The sequence below is a fragment of the Klebsiella sp. B345 genome (genome assembly GCF_051131735.1).
Lineage (GTDB): Bacteria > Pseudomonadota > Gammaproteobacteria > Enterobacterales > Enterobacteriaceae > Klebsiella.
Genome location: NZ_CP180443.1, coordinates 4,188,145 through 4,206,183 on the forward strand (window position 1 = coordinate 4,188,145; position 18,039 = coordinate 4,206,183).

Here is an 18,039-nt window from a genome sequence, read left to right on the forward strand (position 1 = left end):
GCCATTAATTATCAATCCATTTTTATCGATGATGGAGTTGTCCGCAATCATCCAGAGGTAAAAAATGTTACGTCGATTAGTGCAGCTTTATGTCGGTCTGGTTCTGTACGGTGTGTCGACCGCGTTGTTTGTTCATGCCAATCTCGGCGCTGACCCGTGGGATGTGTTTCACCTTGGCGTCGGCAAGCAGTTTGGTCTCGATTTTGGCACGGTGATGATTCTGACCGGCGCCGCGGTGCTGCTGCTGTGGATCCCGTTGCGCCAGATGCCGGGTCTGGGGACCATCAGCAATGTCATTGTGCTGGGGCTGGCGGCTAACGCCACGCTCGCCGTTCTACCGCCGCTGGATTCGCTGGTGGTGCGCAGCCTGATGCTGGTCGGCGCTATCGTCATGAATGCCCTGGCGACTGGAATGTATATTGGTGCTGGTTTTGGTCCCGGACCCCGTGATGGGTTGATGACCGGTTTACATGCCCGTACCGGCTGGTCTTTACGTGGGATTCGCACGGCGATTGAAGTGTCGGTACTGGTGATTGGTTGGACGCTGGGCGGGACTTTCGGGGTTGGAACCGTGCTGTATGCCCTGACGATTGGCCCGCTGATCCAGTTGTGTCTGCCGTGGTTCCGCCAGCCGGTACGGCCAGAACCGGCGGTCAGTCGCGGCGAAGTGGCCTCTTGATATCAGGCCACTGTCGGCAAAGGTAATGACCTCAGGGGAATCGGTACATTTTGAGGTTATTTTCCGCCCACTGGATAAACTCATCCTTCGGTAATGCCGGGCTGTACAACCAGCCCTGCGCATAGAGAACATCGTGCTCACACAGCCAGTCCCGCTGGCTTTGGGTTTCAACACCTTCGGCAATGGTCGCCAGATTAAGGGCTTTTGCCATCTTGATAATATGCGGCGTGAGCGGTTTGTACTCGAGGGCGTCGACGAAGGATTTATCAATTTTCAGCGTATCGACATCCAGTTTTTGCAGGTAGCTCAGGCTGGAATAGCCGGTACCAAAATCATCGATCGACACGCTGTGTCCCACCTGGCGATAGCGGGCGATCACCGGCAGAGTGGTGGCGGGATCGATGAAGCCGCGTTCCGTCAGCTCAAGGGCTATTTGTGCCGGGGTAATTTTCCATTGTTCAAGCTGCTGCTGCATCAGTTTGGGCAGCCTTGGGGAGCGCAAATCATCTACCGAAAGATTGATTGAGATGTGGAGGTCCGGCCGATCATGCAGCCATGACCCCAGATCGGTAAAAATCTTGCGGACGATATCTTCCGTTAAGTGGGTGATCAGCCCGGTCTGTTCGGCAAGAGGAATAAAAATGTCCGGCGATAAAAAACTGCCGTCGGGCTGTTGCCAGCGGGCCAGCGCTTCGGCCCCAACGATTTTGCCATCCTTCAGCGAGACTATGGGCTGGTAATGGACCCGAATCGCGTCTGAGTGGAGCGCATCCAGCATGCCATAGCGCGGTGAGCGCAGGGTACGCAGCAGCCGTAGCAGCAAAAATGAGGTCAGCAGACTGATAAACAGACCAAGAGGCAACCACAACATCAGCTGATGGCGAAATTTTTCCTGCAGCGGCAGCGTGGATGACCAGGTAGCGATAGCCAGCCCCAGCTCGGGAATACGGTGAAGGCGATAAACGGTATTGTCTAAGGTGAGCGTCTGGCTGTCGAGCTTCCAGATTCGCTCCCAGACTGCCGGATCGAGGGGTTCGCTGCTGGTAATAATCTGCTTGAATTTAATGCCGAACAGGATTGCATGAATATTTTCCTGACCGAGCGGAATGATATCGATAAATGAGGCAGGGTCGATCATCACAATATGATGCTTACTGCCTAACGCCGTCATCTTGTGCTTCAGACCGATGTCGCTAACCGAGGTGAGCCAGGCTCGATAGCCGTCGGCGGTGATATGATCGGGTTCAGGGAAGGTGACAGGCCTACTGTGATCTTCAAGAGAAGAGCATTGCGGAATCGAATCCTTTACCCACAGGACTTCCTGTACATAACGATGGGTATAGGCGATACGGCGCATGGCGAGCAGGTGCTGTGGACTGCAGGTTACAACACTTTGGGTATCGGCTTCCTGCAGCGCTTCTCTTGCCTGGTTTGCTACCTGTTGAATACGCGCCACGACCCGCGAAGAGTAGTTATCCAGTTCGGTATAAAACAGCATTTTTGCCTGGTTTGTCGCCAGCCAGATGCTTAAGGCTATTGGCACAATGACGGCAAGTATCAACACCCCGGTAACCAGACTCACCAGATTCCGGGTCGTCATGCGCATATCCTTATATTATGGGGGGTTTGTTGAGTATATCCGATAGTTGAGAAAGCTCGCAGACGAGACGTTATTTTTATTGTATTTAAAAAATGCCCGAATCACGTATGACGATGATATCGGGCAAACAGTGGATGATCCGCAGCGTTCGAGGCAATGAGCGATACGGAATAAAACGAGGGCTGTGGCTGGCATGCTGGCAGCCTTCGCTACCAGCACCCGACATCAGTATAAAAGCGGTTCATGACAACCAGATGTTGTTAATGCGCATCCGGGGCCGTGATATCAGCACTGATCCGCTGATTGCTTTCATCAAAGACCATACAGAAGCGGTCGTCGAACGCAACGTCGATTTTCTGCCATGGGCGGAAATGCACGTCGCCGGGCAGCAAAATTTTGACGTTGTCATGGCCGTAACACTGGCCGAACAGATAGGTGTTATTCCCCAGACGTTCCACCACTTCGCATTGAAACTCCACCACCGTGCCGCTGCGCACGTCGGTTGACAGGTGTTCAGGGCGGATCCCCAGGGTCACCACATCGCCAGCTGTTAACGGCGTGGTGGTGATGTTTAGCGTCAGGCTGTGCTGTTGCGCCATCTGCACGGTGAGCTGCCCGGGCTGCCAGGCGGTTACGGTGGCAGGTAAGAAGTTCATCTTGGGTGAGCCAATAAAGCCGGCGACAAACTTATTGACCGGGTTGTAGTACAGCGACATCGGCGAGCCCATCTGCTCGACTTTCCCGTAATTCATCACCACGATTTTATCGGCCAGGGTCATGGCTTCAACCTGGTCGTGAGTGACATACACCATCGTGGTTTTCAATTCATGGTGCAGTTTGGCAATGTGCAGGCGCATCTCGACGCGCAGTTCAGCATCGAGGTTAGAGAGCGGCTCATCAAACATGAAGACGCGCGGGTTGCGCACGATGGCGCGCCCGATCGCCACGCGCTGACGCTGGCCGCCTGAGAGCTGCTTGGGTTTGCGATCCAGCAGGTGAGTTAACTGGAGCGTTTTGGCGACCATTTCGACCTGACGACGGATCTCATCTTTAGGGACTTTATTGACCTTCAGGCCATAGCCCATGTTTTCAGCCACGGTCATGTGCGGGTAGAGCGCGTAAGACTGGAAGACCATTGCTACACCGCGATGGGCAGGCACCACGTCGTTCATGACTTCATCGCCAATCAATACTTCACCATCGCTGACATCTTCCAGCCCGGCGATCATGCGCAGCAGGGTCGATTTCCCGCAGCCTGACGGCCCGACAAAGACTGCAAATTCACCGTCTTCGATATCAAGATTGACCTGGTGCAGCGTCACGGTGTCACCAAACCGTTTGGTGACATTCCTCAGTCGTATATTGGACATCAACATTCCCCGGGGTTAGTAATTGTTATGTGCCGTTGGGAGTAGGGTTGCAGTAATGATTGTATTACGTGTAACAATCTGACTGAACTATGCTCAACAGCGCTGAAATCATGTGATGACTATAACTTCCAGCATTTTCGTGCCCTACATCGATGTTTCATTTCTGCAATCATGATCACACAACTGGTAGCTTTAGGTGGTTTTGTTCGCACTCAAAGCGTAGCGTATAACAAATCATGAAAATCTGATTATGTCGCTGTAAACCGCCATTTATGAACAGATTCAGGAATGTTGATAAGTGGCAATGTCGAATAAAAACCAATAAATTGTTATACCTTCACATGAGGTTGATAATGAAAAAGAACACTCTTGCTGCGCTTATCCTCACTACGCTGGCCGCCGGACAGCTCGTCAGCCTGCAGGCTCACGCCGCCGGACAACTGAACGTCTGGGAAGACATTAAAAAATCCGACGGCATTAAAGCCGCGGTAAGCGATTTCGAAAAACAGTACGACGTTAAGGTCAATCTGCAGGAGATGCCGTATGCGCAGCAGCTGGAAAAGCTGCGCCTTGATGGCCCTGCGGGTATTGGGCCTGACGTTCTGGTCATCCCTAACGACCAGTTGGGTGGCGCGGTAGTGCAGGGGCTGTTGTCGCCGCTGACGCTGGCGGCGGATAAGCAGGAGGTCTTTACCCCGGCTTCGATCAACGCCTTCCGGATGGATAACGTGTTGTACGGCGTGCCGAAAGCGGTGGAAACCCTGGTGCTGATTTACAACAAAGACCTGATCGACAAGCCGCTGGACAGCCTGCAGGCGTGGTTCGACTATTCGAAAGCTCAGCGGGCGCAGAACAAATATGGCCTGCTGGCGAAGTTCGATCAGATCTATTACAGCTGGGGCGCTATTGGCCCGATGGGCGGCTATATCTTCGGTAAAAACGACAAGGGTGGATTTAATCCGCAGGACGTCGGCCTGAATACACCTGGTGCGGTTGAAGCCGTCACCTTCCTGAAAAAATTCTACAGCGAAAAAGTCTTCCCGGCCGGGATCCTTGGCGATAACGGGCTGAACGCCATCGATTCCTTATTCACCGAGAAGAAAGCCGCGGCGGTCATCAACGGTCCGTGGGCTTTCCAGCCGTATGAAGCTGCAGGGATTAATTACGGCGTCGCGCCGCTGCCGATGCTGCCTGACGGCAAGCCGATGAGCTCGTTCCTCGGTGTTAAAGGTTATGTGGTTTCGACCTGGAGCAAAGACAAAGCGCTGGCCCAGCAGTTTATCGAATTTATCAACCAGCCTCAGTACGTGAAGGCGCGCTATGTGGCGACCGGCGAGATCCCAGCCCTGAAAGCGATGATTGACGATCCGCTGATCAAGAATGACGAGAAAGCCAGTGCGGTCGCGGTGCAGTCCGCGCGCGCCACGACGATGCCGGGCATTCCGGAAATGGGCGAAGTGTGGGGGCCGGCAAATGCCGCGCTGGAGCTGAGCCTGACCGGAAAACAGGAGCCGAAAGCGGCGCTCGATAATGCCGAAAAACAGATCAAGATGCAGATCGAGGCTATGCAGGCCAGCAACCAGTAATCGCGATGTTGGTCATTTACCGGTGACAGGCATGAGCCTGTTTTCCGGAACATCAGGGCTTAGGGGTAAAGAAACGGGGGGCGCTCCTCCCGTTTTCAGAAGGAGTGGTGTGTGATTATCAATCCCAGCGAAAATATTGCCGAAGCACGCGGTGCAGGGCGCCATGCGTGGTGCAGTCTGCTGCTGGCTATCGTACCGGGTTTTGGCCAGTTTTATCACCGCCAGTGGCTGAAGGGGCTTGTCTTCCTGGTGCTGCTGAGCAGTTTCATGGGAATTTTTTATGACTTCCTGCAGGAAGGTCTGTGGGGGCTTTATACCTTAGGCGAAGAAGTGCCGCGGGATAACTCTATTTTCCTGCTGGCGGAAGGGATCATCAGCGTGCTGATCGTCGCTTTCGGTCTGTTGGTCTATTACCTTTCACTGCGCGATGCCTGGGTTAACGGTAAAAAACGCGATGAAGGTGTGGCCCTGAACAGCGTACGTAAACAGTACCAGATGCTGTTAAACGCTGGCTTCCCTTATCTGATGATTAGTCCCGGCTTTATTCTGCTGGTGTTCGTCGTCATTTTCCCCATTCTGTTTGGTTTTGCTATCGCCTTTACGAACTACAACCTGTACCACACGCCGCCGGCGAAGCTGGTGGACTGGGTTGGTTTTAAGAACTTCGTGAATATTTTCACACTCTCTATCTGGCGCTCGACCTTCTTTGACGTCCTGCAGTGGACGGTGGTGTGGACGCTGCTGGCGACGACCCTGCAGTGCACCGTCGGCGTGCTGCTGGCGATCCTCGTGAACCAGAAAGACCTGCGCTTTAAACCGATGATTCGCACCATTTTTATCCTGCCGTGGGCGGTTCCGGGCTTTGTCACCATTCTGGTGTTCGCGGGGATGTTCAACGATTCGTTCGGGGTGATTAACAACGCGATTCTGTCGTTCTTTGGCATTGGACCGAAGGCGTGGCTGACCGATCCGTTCTGGACCAAAACAGCGCTGATCATGATGCAAACCTGGTTAGGATTCCCGTTTGTGTTCGCCATGACGACCGGTGTGTTGCAGGCGATCCCTGACGATCTGTATGAAGCCGCAACCATGGACGGCGCCAGCGCCTGGACGCGTCTGCGGACTATTACCCTGCCGCTGGTGCTGTACTCGATTGCGCCGATCATCATCACCCAGTACACCTTCAACTTTAACAACTTCAACATTATCTATTTGTTCAACAACGGTGGGCCAGCAGTGGCGGGTTCGAACGCCGGCGGGACGGATATTCTGGTGTCGTGGATCTACAAGCTGACGATGTCCTCTTCGCAATATGCCATTGCGGCAACCATTACTATTCTGCTGTCGATTTTTGTCGTCGGCCTGGCGTTGTGGCAGTTCCGCGCCACCAAATCCTTCAAAAACGACGACATGGCGTAAGGGAAGTCACATGGCTAAATCACCCAGTATTAAACGCGAAAAGTGGATCCGCCTGTCACTCACCTGGCTGGTTGTTATTCTGGTCTCGGTGGTGATTATTTATCCGCTTATCTGGACGGTCGGGGCGTCGCTGAATGCCGGAAACAGCCTGCTCAGCACCTCGATTATTCCTGAGAATCTGTCATTCCAGCACTATGCCGACCTGTTCAACGGTAATGTGAACTACCTGACCTGGTACTGGAACTCGATGAAAATCAGCTTCATGACCATGGCGCTCACCTTAATCAGCGTCAGTTTTACCGCCTACGCTTTCTCTCGTTTTCGGTTTAAAGGGCGACAGAACGGGCTGATGCTGTTTCTGTTGCTGCAGATGATCCCGCAGTTCTCTGCGCTGATTGCGATCTTCGTGCTCTCGCAGCTGCTGGGGCTGATCAACAGCCACCTGGCGCTGGTGCTGATCTACGTGGGCGGCATGATCCCGATGAACACCTGGCTGATGAAGGGCTATCTCGATGCGATCCCGAAAGATCTGGATGAGTCAGCGCGTATGGATGGTGCCAGCAGCTTCCGTATCTTCTTTGAGATCATCATGCCGCTGTCAAAACCGATCCTTGCGGTGGTGGCGCTGTTCTCCTTCACCGGCCCGCTGGGCGACTTTATTTTGTCGAGCACCATTTTGCGTACGCCAGACAAATACACGTTACCGATCGGTCTTTACAACCTGGTCGCGCAAAAAATGGGCGCCAGCTACACCACCTATGCAGCAGGGGCGGTGCTGATTGCCGTTCCGGTCGCGATTCTCTATCTGGCATTACAAAAATACTTTGTTTCCGGCCTGACCGCTGGCAGTACAAAAGGATAACCCCATGAAAAGATTAACACCCGCTGTGCTTGCTGTTTGTCTGGCATGCAGTTTTTCCCCCGCTGTGCTGGCCGCGGAAGCGCTGCAAACGCGTGCATTTAACGCGATGCCTGCAGACTTTATCAAAGGTGCGGATATCTCCACGTTGCTGGACGCTGAAAAGCACGGCGCCAAATTTTATAACCACAACAATCAGCTGCAGGATCCCATCGCCATCCTGAAAGCCGATGGCGTGAACTATGTACGCCTGCGCCTGTGGGTCGATCCGAAAGATGCTCAGGGTCAGGGCTATGGCGGTGGCGATAACGATCTGGCGGCAACCCTGGCGCTGGCTAAACGGGCAAAAGCGCAGGGCATGAAGCTGCTGCTGGACTTCCACTACAGCGATTTCTGGACCGATCCGGGTAAACAGTACAAACCCAAAGCATGGGAGAAAATGGATTACCCGCAGCTGAAAACGGCGATCCACGACTACACCCGCGACACCATCGCCCGCTTTAAGCAGGAAGGTGTGCTGCCGGATATGGTGCAAATCGGGAATGAGATCAACGGCGGCATGCTGTGGCCAGAAGGCAAAAGCTGGGGGCAGGGCGGTGGCGAATTTGACCGTCTGGCAGGATTGCTGAATGCGGCAATCGACGGGCTGAAAGAGAATCTCAAGCAGGGTGAGCAGGTGAAAATCATGCTGCATCTGGCGGAAGGCACCAAGAACGATACCTTCCGCTGGTGGTTCGATGAAATCAGCAAGCGCAATGTGCCTTACGACATTATTGGCCTGTCGATGTACACCTACTGGAATGGTCCAATTAGCGCGCTAAAAGCGAATATGGATGATATCAGCAAGCGCTATAACAAAGATGTCATTGTCGTGGAGGCGGCCTACGCCTATACCCTGGAAAATTGCGATAACGCAGAAAATAGTTTCCAGGCGAAAGAAGAAAAAGATGGCGGTTATCCAGCAACTATTCAGGGGCAATATAATTATATTCACGACCTGATGCAGGCCGTTATCGATGTTCCTGAACAACGCGGTAAAGGTATTTTTTATTGGGAGCCGACCTGGATTGCGGTGCCGGGAAATACCTGGGCCACGCCGGCGGGTATGAAATATATACATGATGAATGGAAACAGGGAAATGCCCGGGAAAACCAGGCGCTGTTTGATTGCCAGGGAAAAGTTTTGCCATCGGCGAAAGTCTTTAATTAATCGTAAAGTTTGACATTTCAGGATATTTATTATGAATAAGTTTTCGCCTTTGAGCCCAAAGGTCAATGCGCTATTACATGGTGCTGACTATAACCCGGAGCAATGGGAGAATTATCCCGATATTATCGAGCAAGATATTGCCATGATGCAGCAGGCTAATTGTAATGTCATGTCGGTGGGGATTTTCAGCTGGGCCAAACTTGAGCCTCAGGAAGGCGTATTTGAATTTGGCTGGCTGGACAGCATTCTGGATAAGCTGTATGCCGCCGGGATCCACGTGTTTCTGGCGACGCCGAGCGGCGCCCGCCCGGCGTGGATGTCGCAGGCTTACCCGCAGGTGCTGCGGGTGGGGCGCGACCGCGTACCGGCATTGCATGGAGGACGGCATAATCACTGCATGACTTCGCCGGTTTATCGGGACAAGATTTTTAAAATCAATAGCCTGCTGGCGGAACGGTATTCACAGCATCCGGCCGTACTGGGATGGCATATCTCCAATGAATATGGTGGCGAATGCCATTGTGATCGCTGTCAGGCGCGCTTCCGCGACTGGCTGAAAGAACGTTATCAGACGCTCGATAACCTTAACCATGCGTGGTGGAGTACATTCTGGAGCCACACCTACAGCGACTGGTCGCAGATTGAATCTCCGGCGCCGCAGGGGGAAGTTTCTATTCACGGGCTGAATCTCGACTGGCGTCGCTTTAACACGGCGCAGGTCACCGATTTTTGCCGTCATGAAATTGCTCCGCTGAAGGCGGCGAATGCCGACCTGCCGGTGACCACCAACTTCATGGAGTATTTCTACGATTACGACTATTGGCAGCTGGCGCAGGCGCTGGACTTTATCTCCTGGGATAGCTACCCGATGTGGCATCGCGATAAAGATGAAACCGCGCTGGCCTGCTATACCGCGATGTATCACGACATGATGCGCAGCCTGAAAGGCGGCAAGCCGTTCGTCCTGATGGAGTCAACGCCCGGTGCCACCAACTGGCAGCCGACCAGTAAGCTGAAAAAACCGGGGATGCATATTCTCTCCTCTATGCAGGCGGTGGCGCACGGGGCCGATTCGGTACAGTACTTCCAGTGGCGCAAAAGCCGCGGCTCGGTGGAGAAATTCCACGGTGCGGTCATTGACCATGTTGGTCACCTGGACACCCGTATCGGCCGCGAGGTTAGCAAGCTGGGCGAGATGCTCAGCCGCTTACCCGGTGTGGTGGGCTGCCGCACTGAAGCGAAAGTGGCGATTGTTTTCGACCAGCAAAACCGCTGGGCGCTGGATGATGCTCAGGGGCCGCGCAATCTCGGGATGGAGTATGAAAATACCGTCAATGAACACTACCGGCCTTTCTGGGAGCAGGGGATCGCGGTCGATGTCATTGATGCGGATGGCGATCTCAGCGCCTATCAGCTGGTCATTGCGCCGATGCTGTATATGGTTCGCGATGGTTTTGCTGAACGGGCCGAGGCGTTTGTCGCTAACGGCGGGCATCTGGTGACCACTTACTGGACGGGAGTGGTGAATGAATCTGACCTTTGCCATCTTGGCGGTTTCCCGGGGCCTCTGCGCAACCTGCTGGGCATTTGGGCGGAAGAGATTGACTGCCTGAACGATGGCGAGCGTAACCTGGTGCAGGGCCTGGCCGGTAATGAAGGAGGCCTGCAAGGACCATATCAGGTGCGGCATTTGTGCGAACTGATTCATACTGAAAGCGCACAGCCGCTGGCGACCTACCGGGATGATTTCTACGCGGGACGCCCGGCGGTCACCGTGAATCACTTTGGCAAAGGCAAAGCCTGGCATGTGGCATCACGTAACGATCTGGCCTTCCAGCGTGATTTCTTTGCCACCATCAGTAAAGAGCTGGCGCTGCCGCGGGCCATCGATAGCGAGCTTCCGCCGGCGGTAGTGGCGACGGCGCGCACCGATGGCGAAACGACCTACGTGTTCCTGCAAAACTATAGTGCGCAGCAGCACAGCGTCACCCTACCGCAGGGCTACCAGGACAGTCTGACCGGTGCCGATATCACTGCGCCGCTGACCTTAACCCCCTGGGATTGCCGTGTCCTCAGTCGTAAAGCGTAATTGCGCTTTCTCCGAACCTGCTCCTGGGAGCAGGTTTTTTTTTATCTGTATTTAATCAGGAGTAAACTATGGTGAGTTTAAAATCTTTTCTGCATTACTTCTCTCCGCCTCGTCAGCCGGTGCCGTTGAATGACGCCGAGAAACAGCAAATACAGGGGTTAATTCAGGCCTTCGGCGGAGAGGGGAATATCGTGAATGTCGATGCCTGTATTACCCGTTTGCGGGTCACGGTGAATAACCTGGCGACCGTCGACTCTCAGGCTTTACAGCAGCAGGGTGCCTTAGGGGTTATTATCCTCGGTCAACAGGTTCATGCTATTTTTGGCAAGCAATCGGATGCCCTGCGTCAATTGCTGGATGAGCATTTTACCAGCCGTAAATAAAGAAAAAGGGATAACTCAATCGCTGAGTTATCCCAAAATAAAAGCAATATTCCCGTCATGCTACAAATTACATTATCCCGGGCAATAGCAATGGCAATAATCATTACCGGAGGGTAATTACGACCTTACAGTGGAGATAATACAGGTACAAAAATTAATATGACGATTACCACCAGGCCTCGACCTGGACCCCGAAGTTCCACGTATTGTTAGCAGTTTGATCCTCAAACGGTTTGCCGTCCTCGGAATCATTAAGATACGAGGCGAAAATACGTAATTCCGGGCGTGACATAAAGTCCGGACCATCGGCCAGGCCCAGCGCAATCGTGTATTTCTCGCCGGCTTGTTTGTAGGAGGTATTGTTCTTGTAGCTGTCTTTCTGGTAGAAACCACCCACTTCGCCAATCAGGCGCACATAGTCTGTGAACTGATACTGGCCGCGCGCCACGAGCGAGAATAAGCGCGTTTTATCGGTGTAGTCGGTGATGTCGTCGGCAGAGCCCCAGGTCAGCACATGGTTAATCGAGAATTTTTCGGTGATTGGGATCAGGCCGGTGTTGATGACGCGATAGCCGGTAGCATCGTTGACCTCGTTCCACATGTCATACCAACCGCCGCCCTGGGAGACCATATTCTGTGCCAGACCTTTGTTCGCGTACTGCAGCACCAGTTTGTTGTAGCCGCCCAGCATATCCTGGCTGATTTCACCGGTCAGCATCACGCCGTTATCAGCGTCATACAGCCCACCGTAGCTATCCTGCTTCTTGGTAGTGTTAGGCATAGCGTAGTCGATACCGAACTCCGTCCATGAACCGGACCACGGTTTCCAGCCTGCATAGCGCAGATCGATATAGTTAATATTGACGTCGTTGTCGCCGTCGACGCGATAATCGACATCGTTGGCGTCACCGCGGATCCAGGCCAGAGAAACGGCACCCGGGCCTACGGTGTAGTTTTCGATACCGGCACCGGAGCCGGAGATGTTCCAGTATTTGGTATCAATGATGTGCAGATCGTGACGTTGATAGTAGCGTTTACCGCCCCAGATGACCGCATTAGGATCGCCAGGGATCAGGCCTTTGATCTGCAGGTTTAACTGACGCAGGCCAAATTCCGCGTCGTCATTGAGGGTCGATTCGTTATCGTTAGACCCGTCAGAAACCATGCTAACCATACTGTCGAGATAGAAGCTGACATCGTCCTTTTTGTACACCTCTGAACCCAACTCCAGCTCGCCATAGGTATCGGATTCGTTACCCAGACGGCCAATTTTATTCTTTTGCCATTCGGCCTGGCTACCGTCACCGGAGACCCCAACTCCGGCTCGCAGATAACCATGAAAATCAATGCCAGGAACAGAGGCGGAAGCGGCCAGCACGGAGGGAGAAACCAGTGCAGCAGCTAACGCAACAGAAAGGGCGCGCAGCGTAGTGTTCATGTCAATCCTCTTATTGTTTTGTATTACGTTCACATTAACGCTGTCATGAAATGCCTAAATGTAAATCAAGGCAAATGAACGATCGCGATTGTGTGATAAACTGCAAATAAAATGGCGTAAATTGTTACGGTTGGTGAGAGTATTCACAATTTACTGTATTGTGAGCGTAATACTTTTTGCGTCTAATTATCGCAATGGAATGTTGAGAAGAGCGTTTTTTCAAATGGCCCCTGTTACAATCCAGGGATAACAACATAAGGAACCGGACCATGAAGTCTAAAAGCGCAACTTTAGAAGACGTCGCTCGTCATGCGGGCGTCTCTTATCAGACCGTGTCCAGGGTGCTGAATAAATCTGCCAATGTATCTGAAGCCACACGGCACAAGGTGGAGAAATCCATTGAGTTGCTGCGGTATGTCCCGAACCGCCTCGCACAACAGCTGGTGGGTAAGCAGAGTCGAACGGTAGGGCTGGTGACGATTTCACTCTCCCTGCACGCCCCTTCACAGGTCGCCGCGGCGGTAAAACGCTATGCGAATGTCGAAGGTTACCAGGTGCTGATTTCGATGATTGATGAGAGCGTCAATCAAAGTATCCAGGAATCCATCAATGAGCTGAAGTCTCAGCTGGTTGATAAGGTCATTATCAACGTGCCTCTGGAGACCGAAGAGGCCCAGAAAATAGCGGCTGACAACGATGACATCGTCTGTCTTTTCCTCGATGTCGACCCCTACAGTTCGGTGTTTAACGTTTCGTTTAACCCGGCTGATGGCACCCGTGCGAGCGTCAAATATCTGTTTGAGATGGGTCACCGGGATATTGCGTTGCTGGCAGGCCCGGAGAGCTCGGTATCCGCAACGCTGCGCCTGAAAAGCTGGATGGAGACCCTGGAAGGATATGGTTTGCAGCCGGTCACGGTGATTCGCGGTAACTGGGATGCGCAGAGCGGCTATGCCGGGGCGTTGCAGATGCTGCGTGAGACGCCGAAATTCTCGGCAGTACTGGTAGGAAATGACCAGATGGCGCTGGGTGTGCTGAGCGCGTTCCATCAGCATCAGGTACCGATTCCAGGTGAAAAATCGGTGATTGGCTATGATGATACCTACGAAAGCTCCTTCTTCTATCCGGCGCTGACGACGGTTTCCCTGGACCTCGATTTGCAAGGCAAAGAGGCCGTGCGCCGCCTTCTCGATAGCGGGGATAGCGATACATCGCATACCTCGTCGATTTTGCCTGCCAGACTGGTGGTGCGTCACTCTACCGGGCCGAAAACCGAGCAGGGGAAAAACCTGCAGGCTATTGCCGAACAACTGCGCGCACTTGCTCATCAGCTCAATCCGTAATCCGATACGGGCGGCTCACGCCGCCTGTTTTCTGTCTTCTTGTTCTGTCTTCTGGTTCTGCCTTCCTGGTTTTGACTTGTTATTCCATGAACTTTTCAGGGTTGATCTTTGCGTTGGTGCGGCGTAATCTTGTTGTTATGTTATAACATATCTAGTGGGGTTAACATGAAAGCCAATATCCACCCGCATTACCGTACCGTGGTGTTCCACGACACCAGCGTGAATGAATATTTTAAAGTGGGATCGACGATTAAGACCGAGCGTGTGATTGAACTGGAAGGGGTGACCTATCCCTATGTCACCCTGGACGTGTCGTCAAAATCGCACCCGTATTACACCGGTAAACAGAAAGCCTTCAACAACGAAGGCAGTACGGCGCGTTTCCGCCAACGTTTCGGCGGTTTTATTGATGCGAAAAGGAACTAACGATGCAGGTACTCAACTCGCTGCGTAGCGCCAAACAGCGCCACCCGGACTGCCAGATTGTAAAGCGCAAAGGGCGGCTGTACGTGATTTGTAAGAGCAACCCGCGCTTTAAAGCCGTACAGGGGCGCAAGAAGCGACGTTAATTTGCCGTCGCGCGGAAGCTCTCCAGCGTCTGACGCTGCTGGCCATCGGCGCTAAAGTTCTCGCTGGCCAGCCACTGTTGCATCGCCTTATCCACCTGCGGCCACTCGCCGTCGATTATCGAGAACCAGTCGGTATCGCGGTTGTGGCCCTTTATCACCAGTGCCTGGCGAAAACGTCCCTCAAAATGAAAACCTAACCGCTGTGCCGCCCGGCGTGAAGGTTCGTTCAGGCTGTTGCATTTCCATTCATAACGACGATAGCCAAGCGTATCGAAGGCATAGCTCATCAGCAGCCAGTGGGCTTCCGTTGCCATGACAGTCCGGCTGAGCAGCGGTGAGAAATGCACGTGTCCCACTTCAACCACGCCATGATTCGCATCAATACGCATCAGCGCCAGCGAGCCAACCGGCTGGTTGGTCTGCCGATCGATTACCGCGAAATGCATGGGATCGCTGAGATGCTCCACGCTGGCAACCCAGGCGCTATATCCCTCCACGCTGTTGTCCGGCTCGCGCAGCAGCCAGGTCCAGCTGCGGGTATCCGGAGCCAGTTGGTGTGCGGCAAAGAGTGCGCCGGCGTGTGCGGTAGTCAGCGGTTCAAGGCGGCAGGTGCGGCCTTGCAGAACGAGGTGCTCCGGGTGAGGGCGTGGTTGCCAGTCGGGCAAGGCTTCGCCAACGGGTTGACCGAATGCGTTTTGCTGATTCATGGGATTTCCTTGTCTGGATGAGTAGGGTGAGATTACGGTTTTACTGGTTCCATAAAAAGAGCCATCAGAGTATGTTTTGATGGTGCCACGAGGAGCCGCGATGAATATCCCTGACGATGCCTTTTTCACCCTGCTGGAACATTCCCTAAACCGCCGGAGTCACGGAACCCTCCAGCGCACGCTTTATCACGCGCTGCGCGAGGCGATTCTGCAGGGCTCGCTGGTGGGAGGAAGCCGTCTACCCGGTTCGCGGACCATTGCTGAACGACTCAATCTGTCGCGTAATACCATCAACGCAGCGCTGGATCAGCTGGCAATGGAGGGTTATCTGTCACGTAGTCGTCAGGGCACCTGGGTGGCGAGGCAGCTTTCTGCTGGTGAGAACGAAGGACCGCCTTGTGCTATTGCGTTGCCGGAGAGGCTGCTGGCGTTGCCAGCGGGGACCCGCCGGGATTCACCCGTGCTGGCGTTTACCCCTGGCACGCCAGCGATAAACTATTTCCCCTTGCCCGTCTGGCGGCGGCTACTCGACCGGGTGCTACGGGAAGAGGGCTATGCGCTGCTGGGGTATGGCGATGCGGCGGGCGATCCTGCGTTGCGGGAGGCGATAGTGCGCCATCTGGCGCTGTCACGTGGGATCCGCTGTGATGCCCGGCAGGTGGTGATCACCGAAGGCGCGCTTGAAGGAGTGAGCATTTGTACGCATCTGCTGAGCGTGGCGGGTGATACCGCGTGGGTCGAAGAGCCGGGTTATCCTGGGGCGAAGAGCGTATTTCTGAAGGCCGGACTGCGTATCAAAGGGATGCCGGTCGATAGCGAAGGGATGTGCCCGGATGTTAACGACAGTACGACGCCGCGCCTGATTTTCACCTCACCTTCACACCAGTATCCTTGTGGATCAGTCATGAGCGCGCGACGGCGTCTGGCGCTGCTGGACTATGCCCGGCAGCACGATGCGTGGATCATTGAAGATGATTACGATAGCGAGTTTCGCTACAGCGGTGAGCCGATTCAGGCGATGTCAGGCATGCTAAAGCAGGCACCGGTGGTCTATCTCGGTACCTTCAGCAAAACGCTGTTCCCGGCACTGCGTGTCGGTTTTGTTGTGATGCCTCCTGCGCTGGCGGAAGCGGCGCAGGGAATCGTCGGGTCGCTGCTACGCGGCGGCCACCGCGCCGAGCAGCGTGCTTTGGCGTTGTTTATTGAAGAGGGGCACTACGCCCGCCATCTGGCGGCGATGCGTCGGCTGTATCGTGGGCGACAGCTGCAGTTGCGCGAGGCCCTTGAGATGGAGCTTACCCAGCCCTATGAGATTCTGGGCGGGGGGGGCGGTTTGCATTTGACGGTGGCCATCGACGGGATTGACGATGGCGCGATAGTTGAGAAGGCGCGACAGTATCAGCAGGCGCCGGCGGCGTTAAGTCGCTTTTACCTTAATGCCGCAAAGGCGCGAAGTGGGCTGGTGCTGGGGTACGGTAATACCTCTGCCTCGCACTTTGGCCCGGCGATCCGGACGTTAAATCGTCTTATTGTGCAGTCCCGACGCGGGTCAGGCTGAAAACATCGTAAAACGATAGCTCACCTTTGGTGGCGACCATTTTCTCAAGCTGGTTTTTCTGCTCACCGGCAACGCGGGGCGATTGCAGAATGCGTTCAATCAGCTGTTGCGGTACGTAACGCGTGTTGTACCATTCGCCGTTGTAACAAACGCGAAAATCCAGGACATCGATATCTTCGTAGCGATAGCGCGGGTAGACGTCGAAAAAGAAGAAACCGTTGAGCAGGACAAACAGCACAACCAGCAACCAGACGGAATCTGCCAGCGTTTCTGAACGCCACATGACTACGAAGGTTGCCAGGAAGGCGGCGTACATCGCGACGAACAGCCACGGATGGTTGCGGATAAAACTAATACTAAAGCGCGGACGGTTGTCACGCTTCTCTTGCGCATTGAGTTCATCAATGGTGTTGGTCAGCAACTGCTGTATTTCTGTCATTTTGCTCCCCGGTTCTGCTTCATAACGCGCTAGCCTGAAGGCTATTTTATGTTGCAGTAATCTCTCGGGAAAGTAACAGATCAGTTGCAGAAAAGCATAACAGTTACGATTTTTGCGCTGTCAGCATCTTGATGATTTGCGCCGGGTTGCCGCCGACGACGGCGTAAGCCGGAACATCTTTCACCACCACGGCACCGGAAGCAATGACCGCGTTGTCGCCAATCGTCACGCCGGGATTAATCACCGCCCGACCGCCAATCCAGACATTATGGCCAATCGTCACGGGTTTGCCGTACTCTTTGCCGCTGTTGCGTTCATCCGCATCCAGTGGATGCGTGGCGGTATAGATATGGACGCCGGGCGCCAGCATGCAATTATTACCGATATGAATCGGGCAAACGTCGAGCATCACGCAGTCAAAATTGGCGTAAAAATTGGTGCCGAGGAATATATTGTAACCATAATCACAGCGGAAAGTGGGTTCAATATAGGCGTCATGATCCCTGCCAAATAGCTCGGTAAGGCATGTTGCCCGCCATTCACGTTCATCGGGTGCCGAATGGTTGTAGCGATGCAGTAATTGCCTGGCGTGCAGGCGATCGGCTCGTAACGTTGCGTCTCCTGGCTGATAAAACTCGCCAGCGATCATTTTGCGTTTTTCTTCACTCATGGTGCTTTCCTTAATGAAATGGGCACCATAATATAAAAAAAGAGACCGGTTTCATAAGTGTTATTAATGACTTATGCGAGAGATATCACAATTAAACCCTGCGTCAGAGGGGCAATTCAA

At 53.8% G+C, this 18,039-nt stretch carries 17 protein-coding genes and 1 pseudogene; 12 read left to right on the top strand and 6 right to left on the bottom strand.

Going from position 1 to position 18,039, the window contains the following annotated elements; translation table 11 throughout:
• Window positions 1-64: 64 nt before the first annotated feature.
• The gene (locus ACMYSO_RS19670; protein ID WP_434667039.1) at window positions 65-679 is read left to right on the top strand and encodes a YczE/YyaS/YitT family protein; all 615 of its coding nucleotides are present in this window, start codon (window positions 65-67) and stop codon (window positions 677-679) included.
• Between the two features lie 31 nt (window positions 680-710).
• Here the strand turns inward: ACMYSO_RS19670 and ACMYSO_RS19675 are convergent, their stop codons facing one another.
• A complete protein-coding gene (locus tag ACMYSO_RS19675; RefSeq protein ID WP_434667042.1) occupies window positions 711-2,279 on the bottom strand; it encodes an EAL domain-containing protein in 1,569 nt (522 codons plus the stop codon).
• A 260-nt stretch (window positions 2,280-2,539) separates the two neighbouring features.
• Window positions 2,540-3,649, bottom strand: coding sequence for an ABC transporter ATP-binding protein (locus ACMYSO_RS19680; protein WP_434667045.1), 1,110 nt, complete (start codon window positions 3,647-3,649; stop codon window positions 2,540-2,542).
• 353 nt (window positions 3,650-4,002) lie between these two features.
• Between ACMYSO_RS19680 and ACMYSO_RS19685 the strand changes: the two genes are divergently transcribed.
• From ACMYSO_RS19685 to ACMYSO_RS19710, 6 genes are all read left to right on the top strand, one after another.
• Window positions 4,003-5,235, top strand: a complete 1,233-nt coding sequence (locus ACMYSO_RS19685) for a maltodextrin ABC transporter substrate-binding protein (protein WP_434667047.1) — start codon at window positions 4,003-4,005, stop codon at window positions 5,233-5,235.
• A gap of 111 nt (window positions 5,236-5,346) precedes the next feature.
• Window positions 5,347-6,654, top strand: coding sequence for a carbohydrate ABC transporter permease (locus ACMYSO_RS19690; RefSeq protein ID WP_123755723.1), 1,308 nt, complete (start codon window positions 5,347-5,349; stop codon window positions 6,652-6,654).
• A 10-nt stretch (window positions 6,655-6,664) separates the two neighbouring features.
• Window positions 6,665-7,516 carry a sugar ABC transporter permease gene (locus ACMYSO_RS19695; RefSeq protein WP_434667050.1) on the top strand — a complete coding sequence of 284 codons (852 nt, stop codon included), beginning with the start codon at window positions 6,665-6,667 and terminating at the stop codon, window positions 7,514-7,516.
• 4 nt (window positions 7,517-7,520) lie between these two features.
• A complete protein-coding gene (locus ACMYSO_RS19700; RefSeq protein ID WP_434667052.1) occupies window positions 7,521-8,723 on the top strand; it encodes a glycoside hydrolase family 53 protein in 1,203 nt (400 codons plus the stop codon).
• A 31-nt stretch (window positions 8,724-8,754) separates the two neighbouring features.
• The gene (locus ACMYSO_RS19705) at window positions 8,755-10,812 is read left to right on the top strand and encodes a beta-galactosidase (protein ID WP_434667056.1); all 2,058 of its coding nucleotides are present in this window, start codon (window positions 8,755-8,757) and stop codon (window positions 10,810-10,812) included.
• A gap of 68 nt (window positions 10,813-10,880) precedes the next feature.
• Window positions 10,881-11,195: a glucose PTS transporter subunit EIIB gene (locus ACMYSO_RS19710; protein WP_434667059.1), complete on the top strand. Its 315-nt coding sequence runs from the start codon at window positions 10,881-10,883 to the stop codon at window positions 11,193-11,195.
• A gap of 166 nt (window positions 11,196-11,361) precedes the next feature.
• Here the strand turns inward: ACMYSO_RS19710 and ACMYSO_RS19715 are convergent, their stop codons facing one another.
• Complete coding sequence (locus ACMYSO_RS19715; RefSeq protein WP_434667062.1) at window positions 11,362-12,633, bottom strand: maltoporin; 1,272 nt, start codon at window positions 12,631-12,633, stop codon at window positions 11,362-11,364.
• A 269-nt stretch (window positions 12,634-12,902) separates the two neighbouring features.
• Here ACMYSO_RS19715 and ACMYSO_RS19720 point away from each other — a divergent pair, with 269 nt between their 5' ends.
• The 3 genes from ACMYSO_RS19720 (at window position 12,903) to ykgO (ending at window position 14,545) form a co-directional block, all read left to right on the top strand.
• On the top strand, window positions 12,903-13,976 hold the full coding sequence (locus ACMYSO_RS19720; protein WP_434586124.1) for a LacI family DNA-binding transcriptional regulator: 1,074 nt from the start codon (window positions 12,903-12,905) through the stop codon (window positions 13,974-13,976).
• A gap of 165 nt (window positions 13,977-14,141) precedes the next feature.
• Window positions 14,142-14,402, top strand: a complete 261-nt coding sequence (locus ACMYSO_RS19725; protein ID WP_123755730.1) for a type B 50S ribosomal protein L31 — start codon at window positions 14,142-14,144, stop codon at window positions 14,400-14,402.
• A gap of 2 nt (window positions 14,403-14,404) precedes the next feature.
• Window positions 14,405-14,545, top strand: coding sequence for a type B 50S ribosomal protein L36 (gene ykgO / locus ACMYSO_RS19730; protein WP_003859006.1), 141 nt, complete (start codon window positions 14,405-14,407; stop codon window positions 14,543-14,545).
• Here ykgO and ACMYSO_RS19735 read toward each other — a convergent pair.
• Window positions 14,542-15,252, bottom strand: a complete 711-nt coding sequence (locus ACMYSO_RS19735; protein ID WP_434667064.1) for a GNAT family N-acetyltransferase — start codon at window positions 15,250-15,252, stop codon at window positions 14,542-14,544. The two genes, ykgO and ACMYSO_RS19735, sit on opposite strands and share 4 nt — an antisense overlap.
• Before the next feature lie 100 nt (window positions 15,253-15,352).
• Between ACMYSO_RS19735 and ACMYSO_RS19740 the strand changes: the two genes are divergently transcribed.
• Complete coding sequence (locus tag ACMYSO_RS19740) at window positions 15,353-16,810, top strand: PLP-dependent aminotransferase family protein (RefSeq protein ID WP_434667067.1); 1,458 nt, start codon at window positions 15,353-15,355, stop codon at window positions 16,808-16,810.
• Here the strand turns inward: ACMYSO_RS19740 and ACMYSO_RS19745 are convergent.
• A complete protein-coding gene (locus ACMYSO_RS19745) occupies window positions 16,779-17,249 on the bottom strand; it encodes a YlaC family protein (RefSeq protein WP_434667069.1) in 471 nt (156 codons plus the stop codon). The genes ACMYSO_RS19740 and ACMYSO_RS19745 overlap by 32 nt on opposite strands.
• Window positions 17,250-17,282: 33 nt before the next feature.
• Here ACMYSO_RS19745 and ACMYSO_RS19750 point away from each other — a divergent pair.
• A pseudogene (locus ACMYSO_RS19750) lies at window positions 17,283-17,381 on the top strand (hypothetical protein); the annotation flags it as partial.
• Here ACMYSO_RS19750 and maa read toward each other — a convergent pair.
• Window positions 17,353-17,919: a maltose O-acetyltransferase gene (gene maa / locus ACMYSO_RS19755; RefSeq protein WP_434667072.1), complete on the bottom strand. Its 567-nt coding sequence runs from the start codon at window positions 17,917-17,919 to the stop codon at window positions 17,353-17,355. The pseudogene ACMYSO_RS19750 and the gene maa overlap by 29 nt on opposite strands.
• Window positions 17,920-18,039 lie beyond the last annotated feature (120 nt).